Raw genomic sequence first — 13176 nt, 5'->3', positions numbered from 1 at the left:
ACTGAGGGAATTACTTGGGCACGCTTAAAAAGTATACTGCCCGGATTTCATACAGGGGATTGAACATGACACAGTGCATCGGATTTATCGGCATCGGCATCATGGGGCAGGCCATGGCCGCCAATATTCTTAAAGCTGGTCATCCGCTTACCGTTTACAACCGTAGCTCTGAAAAAACTGAGACGCTATGTGAGGCCGGTGCACTGTTTGCGTGCAAGCCATCTCTGGTGGCCGATGCCTCGGATATCATCATCCTGATGCTGACCGGCCAGGAGGCTGTCGATGAGGTTCTGTATGGTGATGAAGGCCTGTTGGCCGGTGAGTGTGAAGGCAAGGTCCTAATCAACATGAGCACCGTACCTGCACACTGCTCCAGGGAGTGGGCAGAGAAGCTTGCTGAACATGGTCTGACCCTGATTGATGCACCAGTCTCCGGCTCAAAAGCACCTGCCGAGTTGGGTACTCTGGTCATCCTTGCCGGTGGCCCGGAAGAGGTTGTTCGAAATCAGGAGCCCCTGCTTCTCAGCATGGGCAAGAAGGTAATCTATTGCGGCCCCGTCGGCAGCGGCTCCAGCATGAAGCTGGCGATCAACCTGTTGCTGGGCATTATGATGGAGGGGATGGCTGAGGCCTTGCATCTGGCTGAATCCTCTGGACTGGCGACTGAAACCCTGATTGATGCCGTGGCTTCAGGTCCTCTGGCCTGCACACTGTTCCAGCTCAAGGAGGAGATGTTCAAGACGGGCAGTTATCCAGCGCAGTTCCCCTTCAAGCACATGGCCAAGGATATGCAGTTCGTAGTGGCTGCTGCCGAGAAAAACGGGGCTCTCCTGCCACTAGGCAGTGAGCTTGCCAAGCTCTTCTCCCCCGCTGCCGATGCCAGCTTGATGGATCAGGATTTTGCTGCAGTCAAAACCCTGCTGGAGAAAAACAGAGACAGCTAACTAAGTGTTTTACATTTCCCCCACATCCATTGAACAACGCATGACCGTTCTCTGCTGTTGTGGAAGCTATGATCCAGCTGCCCAAGTTTGTGCTTCGGCAAAAGAGTGAAAGACCTGGCACTTATAATGAGATTTATTCATCTGTTCACAGAAAGTGTGCGCTGCAGCGGTAGATTCCGGTGAGTTGCGGCTGACAATTGCGACCTTTAAAGCACTCCTTGCTCTGGATCTAAGCTCAACAACACTACCAAAGTCCTTCATGCTCCTGGACTCAAATGGGGCATTCGTAGCACTTGTGTAGTCTTCAATGATATAGTGAAGGGAATCGAACCGGCGGTGTTCCTGTAGCTCTATGGTTGCTTCTAGAACATCATACATAGAGAGATTACCTATATACCTCCTGTGGAGGCCACTGCCGTCATCCTGCCAAATATTCTCAATATGCATCAGTATTTTGATATCATCTGTCAGGTATACTGCCTGACCAGCGGGACCAGGTTCGAAGGTTTTCTGTTGATGATAAGATCAATAAGTTTCGTTGTTTTATTAGCGACTCTCGTTGCCGCCTCTTTCGTGTCAGAATGAGCAGAAGCCAATCCTGTCGATTCGTACGCATCTGCAAACTGTCCCGATGTTCTGCGCAGATGCAAACTAAGCCCCTGAGAGAGGGCCCTCATGAATGAAACCCCTGCACGGGGACGCTCCTCTAAAATCTTATCGAAACTTTCACGCGTTATCTTCAGCAGGGTACATGGGGTCCGGGCAATGACACTGGCAGAGCGAGGGAAGGCATCAATCAGTGCCATCTCACCAATACTGCGGCCACGGGAAAGTGTTGAAACAGAAACAGGCAAACCAGTTTGTGACTGCTTAACAACATCAACGGTGCCGGAAACGATAAAGCAGATGTAGTCGCTCTTTTCACCCTCGGCAAAAAGCTGCTGATTCGCATCCAGATGAACGGTTTTCATATGCGCGGCAATGACTCCGATCTGCTCACTTTCGATTTTATCAAAAAGAGGGATAGCCCCTGTCATAACAATCATTTCATTAATTGAATATTCAGGATGATTGAAAGGAGTCTCGAGGTAATCGGCTCTGTTCTTCATCGTTGGAATATGGCTTATACCACCGATCCTGTTCTGAGACCTCTGCTTACCCGAAATAATAGAACCAAGTCGCATAACCCTACCCCCTGCTAATTTAGTTGCATGGGATCACTTTCGCAAGTTTTCGGCCAACCAGAAATTCACACTAAAACACTATAATATCAATATGTTAAGATGTTTGATGAGCGTGGAGCTTTTTGCCCTGCGGAAAAAAGTTCCCTCCGGATTGGGAACTTTTTTCCGCAGGGGAGAAGAGACAGCCCCCGTTTTTACTGCAGGTTTTCAGAGTGCCGATAGTTATCCTCCGGCATAATCAGGTGCTTTAGTTAAAATAGTGGTTCAACACACGGTAAAGGTAATATGCATCCAGACGGCCAGCCAGTTCACGAACTGAATGCATGGCAAATGTCGGAACACCCACATCAACAGTAGATACACCCAGTTCATTGGCTGTAATCGGGCCGATTGTACTACCACAGGCCATGTCGGAGCGCACCACGAACGACTGCACCGGCACAGCGGCCAACTCGCACCAGTGTCTGAACATGGCTCCGCTTTCACTGTTGGTAGCATAACGCTGGTTGGCATTGACCTTGATCACGGGTCCCCCATTAATGATAGGGCCATGGTTGGGCTCATGCCTGTCAGCAAAATTGGGGTGTATGGCGTGTGCATTATCGGCTGAAATCATCATGCTGGATGCCATCGTGCGCGAGAAGCTTTCATCACTGTCACACAAACGCGACAGTACGGATTTCAGGAAGTTCCCCTGTGCTCCGGAAGCCGAGACACTGCCGACCTCTTCATGGTCATTGCATACAAGCAGCGCGTTCTGTTGGCCTTTATGATCGATCAGGGCCATCAGGCCGGTATAACAGCTCAGCAGGTTATCCAGTCTGGCACTGGCGATAAAATCACCCTCCAGACCAATGATTGCGGGCGCCTGAACGTCATAAAAGCTCAACTCATAGTCGAGTACCTTCACGGCTTTAGCACCATCACCGGCTATCTGACCATTGACCATCTCCAGCAGCATTGCACTGAAACCCACAACTTGTTCATCGCTGTTTTCAGGCAGCTTCATCAATAGCGGTGGCAGGTCGGTCTGTTTGTTGATCTTGCGATTCTCATTGGCCTCACGATCAAGATGAATCGCCAGACTTGGAATTACCGCTATCGCTTTTTCCCAGTCTATCAACCGGTGTGCCACCTCTCCCTTCTCATCCAGGTAGCTGACGCGCCCGGCCAGTGAGAGGTCACGATCGAACCAGGGGTTGAGCAGAGCACCGCCATACACTTCAACGCCAAGCTGCAGGTAGCCACCGCTGGTAATTTCAGGATTGGGCTTCACCTTCAGGCACGGGCTGTCGGTATGGGCTCCCACCATATGGATGCCATGTTCAAGCAGTGGCTGGTTTAAGCGGAATGCGATAATCGATGAGTCATTGCGTGTAACAAAGCAGGACTCACTACCCTGCCCCCCTTTCAGTCCCCACGCCTCTTTTTCACTCAGCCGCTTGAAGCCGGCATACTCCAGCATCTCAACCATGGTTTGCACAGCATGAAACGGTGTTGGGGATCTCTTTATAAAATCAAGCAGTCCGTTCACGAAATCCTTGTTCTGCATACACGCTCCTACCACCAGAAAGTTCTATTCCGCGCAATGCTAGCCAGTTCCAACCTGCAAGAACAACGCTGCGCAACCTGGGGGATACATCGCTCTAAAAAGGCAATCAAAGCATGGAAAGATAGCTACTCAGGCCTAACATGGGCCGCATATGTCATATAAGAGTCACCTGAAACTGCTGGATCAACTCCTTGTTGAAACCCAACCACTCTGGCAACCGCATCCGTTCAAGGAGCTCCGGCCGGGGTGGTGCAGCGACCACCCGGAGCTTACCCGTGCGCTTCTGAATTTGGATGAGGCTACTCTGAGCCACTACACATCCGACAACGAAGCACTCATCACACTCATATCCGCTTATATTCCACAACTATCCGTGATTCCATCACTGGTGTTGCTGCCGGCAACAACACAGAACCAGCAAAGTGAGATCGAGCCACGCCTCTATAGTGGCATTCCCGGCAGAAAGTGGCAGCAGATCACTTCGCTCTATGAATCGATAGAGAACCCGCATCGGGCCATCACCGAGTGGTGTGGCGGCAAGGGTTACCTTGGGAGGCTGCTCTCGAGAGAGTGGCAGCAACCGGTCACTACACTTGAACAGAACCCTCAATTGGTGGAGGCCGGAACGAAACTTGCCGGCAAACACCACGTAAACCAGCAGTTCAGAAAGGTGGATGTACTGCATGACCGGGTCGATCCATACCTGAGCGATCATCATGCCATTGCACTGCATGCCTGTGGTGATCTCCACCGAGAGCTGGTTCGTCGGATCATCGAAACAGGCGTGCCGAGCTTCAGCATCGTGCCATGCTGTTACCACCTTGGCCGGGATAAAAACTACACACCCTTTATTTCCGGGCTGAAACTGAAGTTATCCAGGGAGGCACTGCGCCTGGCTGTGAATGAAACCGTCACCGCCCACAACAACGAGATCGAACAACGAAACCGGGATATGGCTTGGAAACTGGGTTTCCAACAACTATGGCAGGAACTTAGTGGCAGTGCTGCTTACCACAGCTTCACCCCCGTTCCCAAAGCATGGTTAAAAGAAGGATTTAAAGTCTACTGCCAGAAACTGGCCGAGCGAGAAGGGTTAACCCTGCCCGCAGACCTAGACTGGAGTGAGTGGGAGGCTAGAGCCTACAAACGCCAGCACGAGGTGATGCGCCTGCAGCTATTACGCCAATGCTTCAAACGAGTGCTGGAGCTGTGGCTAATCATGGATATGACGGTCTATCTGGAAGAGAACGGTTACAGCGTGAGCGTTCATGTTTTTTGTGAGCGAGTAGTAACCCCGCGCAACATCATTATTGAAGGAAAACACTGAAAACACCTCTATGGTAGGCAGGCCTGATCCCGAATGCAGTAGCTGTTACTCTGACGGCAGAACCTCTACGCGGTAGTCCTCTACCCAGGCACTACTGAACTCCCTCTCCTTCAGGAACGGCAAGCGAACCTGTTCGGCTTCCTCCCTGCTACCAAAACCGGGAATACGTATGCGATAAAACAACTTCCCGCCAACCGTGACCCGTTTCACCTCAGTCGTAACTCCCCTGCTATTGAGGTCTTCCTCTATCTCTCCAGCTGAGGCCAACGTGGAAACGGATGTCAAATTGACCGCCCATACCTTGCCAGATTGACCAGACTTAGGCGCAGTGACCTTGCGTGAGGCCAAATCTGCCCCCGGATGCTGTATAGTGTCAGAATCAGCCGCCGCCTCTGTTTTGACCTCCGCCTGCTGCTCTGCAGCGGACAGAGGAGGCTCACTTGGCTCCGGCACGACCGTTTTCAGTTGTGTGGTTATAGGTTCTTTGACCACGGGAATGGCTGCTGGTTGAGGTGGAACTGGTTGGGCTGCCGCATGCTCGGTCGCCGTTGTAACCGGCTGACCAGTCGCAATGATTGTCTGTGCCTTATCGTCGCCTCTGAAAGCCAGCCATAGACCAACGCCGAGTACGGCTACAACTACCATGCCGACCAGAAGAGATTTGCCAAGGTCGCCTGCCTTATCAAGGGGCGGGTTTTGCGATGAGGATTTTTCAGGCTCCAACACGGCCTGTTTGATCAGCCCAATCTCACCATCGGCTGTTGATTGCAGCTGGTCGATTTCATTTGCGAAATGCGCATTGGAGTCATCTTCAAACTGAGCGATGAGAGAATCGAGATAAGATGCCGGATCGTCATCCACCTGTTCGAATGATTGCTTCTTAATATCCATGCCGGAATTGCTTTCGGACAATTGTCCCTCCATCCCCTGTACACATCAAAAAGGCTGGGCTCGATTGATTTTCAAGCCTGCTGATATCGCATGATATTTTTTGGGGTAACTTTGCTCGTGCGAACTATCGTAATTCGAACCCCTAAGTCCACCGCTTTCCCTGTCGAAGGCATGCCCCCCGAACATCCGCGAATCAAATCCAGGATTAACGGAAAGACAATCTTCTGAATCGCCTCATCGCATCCAATCCGGTGCTACATCTCTCACCCCTTATCCATGCAACACAAAAGTAAAAGGCCCCCTGCTTTCGCAGGGGGCTTATATATGCGGATAATTAAGTCTTTTCAGCGATTACTTAAGCTGATCGAGATTACGAACGGCACCTTTATCGGCTGAAGTAGTAAGCGCGGCATAGGCCAACAGGGCTTTAGAGACTGGGCGTTCGCGATTGAGCGGTTTCCAGGCATCTGCACCCTTGGCTTCCATCGCTGCACGACGGCTTGCAAGCTCATCTTCTGATATTGCCAAATGAACCGAACGATTCGGGATATCGATTTCGATGCTATCGCCATCTTGCACCAGACCGATCGCACCACCCTCAGCAGCCTCAGGGGAGGCATGGCCGATAGAGAGTCCCGAGGTACCACCTGAGAAACGACCATCGGTCAGCAGGGCGCATGCCTTGCCCATACCTTTGGATTTAAGGTAGGAGGTCGGATAGAGCATCTCCTGCATGCCAGGGCCACCTTTAGGGCCTTCATAACGGATAATAACAATATCTCCGGCAACGATTTTATCGTTGAGGATAGCTGTAACCGAATCGTCCTGTGATTCAAACACACGCGCACGCCCTGTGAACTTCCAGATCGACTCATCCACACCAGCTGTTTTTACAATGCAGCCACGTTCGGCAATATTGCCGTAGAGCACCGCAATGCCGCCCTCTTTTGAATAGGCATGTTCAAGATCTCGGATACAACCGGCCTCACGATCGGTATCCAGTGTTTTATAACGCTCGGACTGCGAGAAGGCCTCCTGTGTCGGGATGCCGCCGGGAGCAGCGCGATAGAGATGACGCGCCTCCTCGTTCTCCGGTTTCATCACATCCCATGCATCAAGCGCGTTACCGAGTGTGGTGGCATGTACGGTCGGCACATGACGGTGAATCAGCCCTGCCCTGTCCAGCTCGGCAAGGATACCGACCACGCCACCTGCACGATGTACATCCTCCATATGGTAGTGCTGCACAGCGGGTGCAACCTTGCAGAGGTTGGGAACCTTGCGGCTCATGCGGTCGATATCGGCCATGGTGAAATCAACACCGGCCTCCTGCGCACAGGCCAGCAGATGCAGAACGGTATTGGTTGAACCGCCCATGGCGATATCGAGAGCCATCGCATTTTCAAACGCCTCAAAGGTGGCAACCGAACGTGGCAGCACCGATGCATCATCGTTCTCGTACCAGGTGCGGGCATTCTCAACAATCAGACGGCCGGCTTTAAGGAACAGTTCACGACGGTCACCATGCGTTGCCAGCAGAGAGCCATTGCCAGGCAGTGCCAGACCCAGTGCTTCAGCCAGACAGTTCATGGAGTTGGCGGTAAACATGCCGGAGCATGAACCACAAGTCGGACAGGCGGAGCGTTCAACCGCAGCCACATCTTCATCAGACTCATTCGGATCAGCAGCCATTACCATGGCATCGACCAGGTCCAGATGTACCTCACGGTTATTGAGGGTGATTTTACCGGCCTCCATCGGGCCACCGGATACAAACACCGCCGGGATGTTCAACCGCAGTGCTGCCATCAGCATGCCCGGTGTGATCTTGTCACAGTTGGAGATGCAGACCATCGCATCAGCCGTATGGGCGTTACACATATACTCCACCGAATCGGCAATCAGGTCGCGACTTGGCAAGGAGTAGAGCATACCACCATGGCCCATAGCGATACCGTCATCAATGGCGATGGTATTGAACTCCTTGGCTACGCCACCGGCCGCTTCAATCTCGCGCGCTACCAGCTGCCCCATGTCTTTGAGGTGCACATGACCCGGAACAAACTGGGTGAATGAGTTGACCACGGCGATAATCGGCTTTTCAAAATCACCATCCTTCATACCAGTGGCGCGCCAGAGTGAACGGGCACCGGCCATATTACGGCCATGGGTGGATGTGCGGGAACGATAAGCAGGCATAAATACTCTCCAGTCAGGTCTTAGGCGAAGCGTAACCGCAGCCGGCATCCGATGCACGTCTATCAACAACCCTTTCGTAGAAAGTTTGACATCCAATGAGTGCAGCCGGAAACTTTGGCAATGACTACACAGGCGCTGCTCAAGCAGCTATACGACACCCCTGAAACAGATATTATTGAACAGATCAAAGCACTGAAAGCCGAACTCGGTGACCAGGTACTGATTCTGGGCCACCACTATCAGCGCGAAGAGGTATTTGCCTTTGCTGATGTATCCGGTGATTCACTAAAGCTTGCCCAAAAGGCAGCAGAAACTGATGCCCCTTACATCATCTTCTGCGGCGTCCACTTCATGGCAGAAACCGCTGATATCTTAACCAGCGATGCGCAGACGGTGATCCTGCCCGATCTTGCCGCAGGCTGTTCGATGGCTGACATGGCAAATGATGAGCAGGTCAGCCGTTGCTGGGATGAGCTCTCTTCTGTCATCAATCCGGATGAGTGTGTTACACCGGTGACCTATATCAACTCCACCGCTTCACTTAAATCCTTCTGCGGCGAACATGGCGGCATCGTCTGCACCTCGGGCAATGCGCGCAGGATTCTGGAGTGGAGCTGGGGAAACCGTGAAAAGATCCTCTTCTTCCCCGACCAGCACCTAGGCGAGAACACCGCTGTCGTGATGGGTGTGCCCGATTCCCAGATGATTGTCTGGGATCCCGAACTGCCACTTGGTGGTAATAGTCCTGAAGCGATTGAAAATGCGCGCCTTATCCTCTGGAAAGGTTTCTGCTCGGTGCATCAGCTCTTCAAACCCGAACATGCCGATACGATGCGCAAAAACCATGATGGTATCGAGATACTCGCCCACCCTGAATGCTCACGTGAGGTGTGTGAAACCGCTGATTTCGTCGGCTCTACCGAGATGATTATCAAACATGTGGCCGAGGCCCCAGCAGGTACATCGTTCGCCATCGCCACCGAACTGAACCTGGTCAACCGCCTGCGGTTGCAGTTCCCGGACAAACCGACCTGGTTCCTCTCACCGATGGTCTGCATGTGCTCAACGATGTTTCGTACCGATCCGCAACACCTCTGCGCCGCACTCAGCTCAATTAAAAATGGTGAAATCACAAACCAGATCAGGGTTCCCCGGCAGCAGCAGCGCTGGGCGAAGCTCTCTCTGGAAAGGATGTTGAATCTTGGATAATAAAAGGCACTTTCTCCCGCTCATCACCCTCCTGTTACTGGCCTTTCCGCTCTATTCGCAGGCCGGCACCATCCATTCGATTGAGCAGGAGATCAGCGCCTTCAAAGCCAGCGGCCTGCACAAATATGCACCCCTGACCACCTCACGCGTCGAAGCCTATCTGGGGGCGGCCATGCTCGCTTCCGAAACGCAAAAGGATGAGGAGGCAGCCGCGGCACTGAAAAGAACTGAAGAGATGCTGGCCGAAGCCAGAGTGACGGCAGCGGGTTTTCAGGCGCAGTTCCGTAACTTGATCGAGCTGCGCAGAGAGGCCAAGTCCGTTGAGGATATCGTTGCAACCTCCACACACGAAGAGACCAGCCTTGCTCCGCAACAGCAGCTTGCCGAAGCAGAAAGGTTACTGGATCAGGTGATCATGACGCGTGAACGCGGCGAACTGAACAAGACCCAGGAGCATGCAGCAGCAGCTAAGGCCGCCTACAGGGAGGCCCTGAACGCCAATTATTCGCAGCTCTCCGTATTAACTGCCAGGGCAATCTCAAAAGCCTCCTCCAGCGGCGCAAAACGATATGCTCCTGTTACCTACAAGGCAGCCAATGAGCAGCTGGCCGCACTGCGCGGTTATATCGACGGCTTCGACTCGACACCACCTGCCCATTCGACTGAGGCCTATTACCTGGCGATTGAAGCCCAGCTCATCAGTGAACAGGTGAAGCTGTGGCGCAAGAGTAGCAGCAGCTTTGAGGAGATCGTCATCAGGGAGCGGGAGTTCCGCCAGAATCTGGCCCGTACCCTTGATATGCAGACCCCCGAGAGCGTGCTTCTGGTCAGCCACTCCCCGAAAGAGCTAATCGCTGCTGTGCAGGGATTAAAAACCGCACTGGAGACTGAACGCAAGGCACGTGCCGATGATGCAGTACGACTGAAAATTCAGTTTGAGGAAGAACTGCAGAGCAAGCTAAATAGTCAGACCGATGCGCAGCGAAGCCAGATTACCGATATGAAAGAGGTGTTCCGCGCCAAGCTGGAGCGGGAAACCTATGAGAAAAAACGCCAGGCACAGCTACGCTCCCAGTTCAAAAAAGGTGATGCTGATATCTTCGTTAACCTCGATGGCTCACTGCTGATCCGTATGATCGCGCTGCAGTTCCCTTCCGGCAGCAGCAAGATTGATCCACAGCAGAATGATCTCCTGGCACGCCTGAAATTGGCATTGGAGGCCTACGCCGACAGGACCGTCCGCATTGAGGGTCACACCGATGATCAGGGTGATGTGAAACCAAATCAGGTACTCTCCCTGAAACGGGCCGAAGCGGTGCGGGACTTCCTGATCTCAGCCGGCACCGACGCTGGCCGGCTGAAGGCACTCGGTTACGGCGAGGTGCGCCCGATTGCCAGCAACGAGTTTCCGCAGGGCCGCGCCATGAACCGGCGCATCGACATCGTTATCGACGCTGCCAAGTAAGCACAGGCGAGAGAAGCTTTGAACTCAGAACTGACCGACCCTTCGGGGCTGGAGGGGCTTCCAGAGGAAGTTCACGAACATGCCCGTAAGCTAATCGCCGATTATGCCCACGATTCACCCTATAAACGGGCGATTCTTGTAGAAGCACTGCGGCTAGTTTCCGATGGCTACAGCAATGCCGATGTGAAGATGCTGGCAAAAACAATGGGTGAACTGCGCAAAGGTCTGGATGTATTTCAGCCTTATCAGGCGCTTCGCAAGGTCAGCGTATTCGGCTCAGCCCGAACAAAAACCGACCACCCCCGCTACATCCAGACCATGCAGTGCGCCGCAGCACTCAGGGATGAGGGTTTCATGATCATTACCGGTGGTGGCGGCGGCATGATGCAGGCTGCCAATGAAGGTGCCGGGGAGCAGAACTCCTTTGCGATCAATATCAACCTGCCGATGGAGCAGCAGCCCAATCCGATCATGACCGGCTCGCCGCGCCACTTCTACTGCCAGTACTTCTTTACCCGCAAACTCTTCTTCCTCAAGGAGAGCGATGCCGTGGTACTCACACCGGGCGGCTTCGGCACTCTGGATGAGGCATTTGAGACGCTGACGCTACTGCAGACCGGCCGCAATCCGCCGATACCTGTAGTGCTTCTGGAAGCTCCCGGGGATGACTTCTGGGGCCCATTCATGGGTTCCTGGGTACGCCGACTGGTCAAGGACGGGCTGATCGATTCCGATGATCATAACCTGCTCTTCCATACCGACAGCATAGAAGCCGCAACAGCCCATATCCGTGACTACTACCTTAATTACCACAGCTTCCGTTATGTTGGTAAGGCGGTGCTGTTGCGTATTTTCAACCCGCTCTCCGAAGATGCGTTAACACAGCTCAATGCGGAGTTCAGTGATATCCTGAGTGAAGGTGAAATCGATCAGGTATTCCAGTGGCCGAAGTCGGATGACCACTGCTTTGATCACCTGCCGCGCCTGCGCCTGCATCTGGATCGCAACCGCATGAACGTGCTACCCCAGATCATCCGCCGCATGAACACCCTCTTCCAGCAGGATCACGAATAAGAGAAGGCAGCTCCCTGCTTGCTCGAAAGCAGCCATTAGCAATCCACAATATTTGGACTATATTAATATATCACAGGGGAGTGTGAGCAAGCCTTGCCATCAAATTTCATGATTGTGCTTTCACTTGCAGCAACATGAAGGTGGTTGCCCCGGAACAGGGAGAAAATCATGCAGGAAGACATGCACTATTATGGAACCTATGCGATGGCAAGGGCTGCCGGACTGGAAGTAAAAGATGCAAAGGTAGTTGCCTATGCTGCCCAGTATGTTGATGACTCAACAGCCAATCATAGTGAAGTACACCAGGATGGTGGGATGTTACATACCACTGCAACGGCACACACCAATTCTGAAGCCATTAAAAATGCAGCCGTAGATCACACAGAGCAGCGCAAGGTCTGGATACCCTTTCATTTTTTTCCCGGAAATGAAGGGGACACCCTTTCAGAAAGGCTGATTTGCGTTAAAGACAGTAAACTGGTTCAGGCGATGGTTAAAAACCATACCAACCATGCCGTCTCGGTGAAGGATGAGTATGGTCTGGTGCTGATGGGCATTACAGCGCATGTATACGCAGATACCTTTTCTCATTACGGCTTCTCTGGTGTCAGCTCAAGAAATAATACTGTCGATGGTGAGTCCTTTGAATTCGACGTAAAAAACCAGCAGATGCTGGCCGTTATTAACGACAAGTACGCCCGATGTCTGAATAAATATACCCCTAACTTTATATTAGAGAACTGGCGTAAAGTAGCCAACCATGGTGCTCAGTTATCTGTAGGTTCTTTAGGGCATGGTGGCGTAGGCACCTATCCGGATCGCCCCTTCTTAAAGTGGCGATTTAGCTACAAGGAAAGCGGCCGGGATTCAGGCTGGAGAAATAACCCCGAAACCTTCCTGGAGGGCTGTGAAAAACTGCATACTGCATTCAGTGAGTATGCGAGCAAAGCGGGCATCTCCCATGGCCAAATCAGCTTCGGCAATATTAAAGCGAAGGTTTTTGAGATTCTCAGCCTGGAAAAAGACCGAGAGGGAAGAATCGCGGCATGGAAGCAATCCATCCTGAATAATGAGCTATTTGTATCTGCGCAAGATGAGGCTTTGGACTACTCCCCCGAGACCTGGGAAAATCAGAAAAAAGGCTTTGAAAAACTGAACAGCTCCCACGATGCTGTAAATCATGAGGTATACCAGTTTCATCAAGCAGCTGTTTATCATCGTGACTACACCCTGAAACAGCTCTTACCAAGACACGGCATTGTTGTTTTGTGATCAACTTAACTGATTCCTGCAGCAGTGTGTCCTCTTATTGTGGTATTCAATGATCACAG

The 13176-nt window shown here is 52.4% G+C and carries 10 protein-coding genes; 6 read left to right on the top strand and 4 right to left on the bottom strand.

What is annotated here, in order from left to right; translation table 11 throughout:
• The first annotated feature begins 65 nt into the window (after positions 1 to 65).
• Positions 66 to 944 (top strand): NAD(P)-dependent oxidoreductase, encoded by an 879-nt coding sequence (locus Ga0123461_RS04420; protein ID WP_100277219.1) that lies wholly within the window; start codon positions 66 to 68, stop codon positions 942 to 944.
• A 467-nt stretch (positions 945 to 1411) separates the two neighbouring features.
• Here Ga0123461_RS04420 and Ga0123461_RS04410 read toward each other — a convergent pair whose 3' ends face one another.
• Positions 1412 to 2128, bottom strand: a complete 717-nt coding sequence (locus tag Ga0123461_RS04410) for a cyclic nucleotide-binding domain-containing protein (protein WP_100277217.1) — start codon at positions 2126 to 2128, stop codon at positions 1412 to 1414.
• 247 nt (positions 2129 to 2375) lie between these two features.
• Complete coding sequence (locus Ga0123461_RS04405; protein ID WP_232710361.1) at positions 2376 to 3680, bottom strand: M18 family aminopeptidase; 1305 nt, start codon at positions 3678 to 3680, stop codon at positions 2376 to 2378.
• A gap of 151 nt (positions 3681 to 3831) precedes the next feature.
• Between Ga0123461_RS04405 and Ga0123461_RS04400 the strand changes: the two genes are divergently transcribed.
• The gene (locus Ga0123461_RS04400) at positions 3832 to 5007 is read left to right on the top strand and encodes a methyltransferase (RefSeq protein ID WP_100277215.1); all 1176 of its coding nucleotides are present in this window, start codon (positions 3832 to 3834) and stop codon (positions 5005 to 5007) included.
• 45 nt (positions 5008 to 5052) lie between these two features.
• On the opposite strand, the gene Ga0123461_RS04395 is transcribed toward Ga0123461_RS04400, so the two are convergent.
• Positions 5053 to 5919, bottom strand: a complete 867-nt coding sequence (locus Ga0123461_RS04395; protein ID WP_157819220.1) for an SPOR domain-containing protein — start codon at positions 5917 to 5919, stop codon at positions 5053 to 5055.
• A 330-nt stretch (positions 5920 to 6249) separates the two neighbouring features.
• Positions 6250 to 8097, bottom strand: a complete 1848-nt coding sequence (gene ilvD, locus Ga0123461_RS04390; protein ID WP_100277213.1) for a dihydroxy-acid dehydratase — start codon at positions 8095 to 8097, stop codon at positions 6250 to 6252.
• Between the two features lie 120 nt (positions 8098 to 8217).
• Here ilvD and nadA point away from each other — a divergent pair, with 120 nt between their 5' ends.
• The 4 genes from nadA to Ga0123461_RS04370 all read left to right on the top strand — a co-directional run bounded on the left by nadA (position 8218) and on the right by Ga0123461_RS04370 (position 13117).
• Positions 8218 to 9306, top strand: coding sequence for a quinolinate synthase NadA (gene nadA, locus Ga0123461_RS04385; protein WP_100277212.1), 1089 nt, complete (start codon positions 8218 to 8220; stop codon positions 9304 to 9306).
• Entirely contained in the window at positions 9299 to 10771 is a 1473-nt protein-coding gene (locus Ga0123461_RS04380; RefSeq protein ID WP_100277211.1) for an OmpA family protein, read from the top strand. Before nadA ends, Ga0123461_RS04380 begins: the two co-directional genes overlap by 8 nt.
• An 18-nt stretch (positions 10772 to 10789) precedes the next feature.
• Positions 10790 to 11845, top strand: coding sequence for an LOG family protein (locus Ga0123461_RS04375; protein WP_232710360.1), 1056 nt, complete (start codon positions 10790 to 10792; stop codon positions 11843 to 11845).
• Positions 11846 to 12013: 168 nt separating this feature from the next.
• Entirely contained in the window at positions 12014 to 13117 is a 1104-nt protein-coding gene (locus Ga0123461_RS04370) for a DUF6765 family protein (protein ID WP_100277210.1), read from the top strand.
• Positions 13118 to 13176: the final 59 nt, after the last annotated feature.

It is taken from the genome of Mariprofundus aestuarium (genome assembly GCF_002795805.1).
Lineage (GTDB): Bacteria > Pseudomonadota > Zetaproteobacteria > Mariprofundales > Mariprofundaceae > Mariprofundus > Mariprofundus aestuarium.
This window is presented reverse-complemented; position numbering and strand designations above follow the sequence as displayed.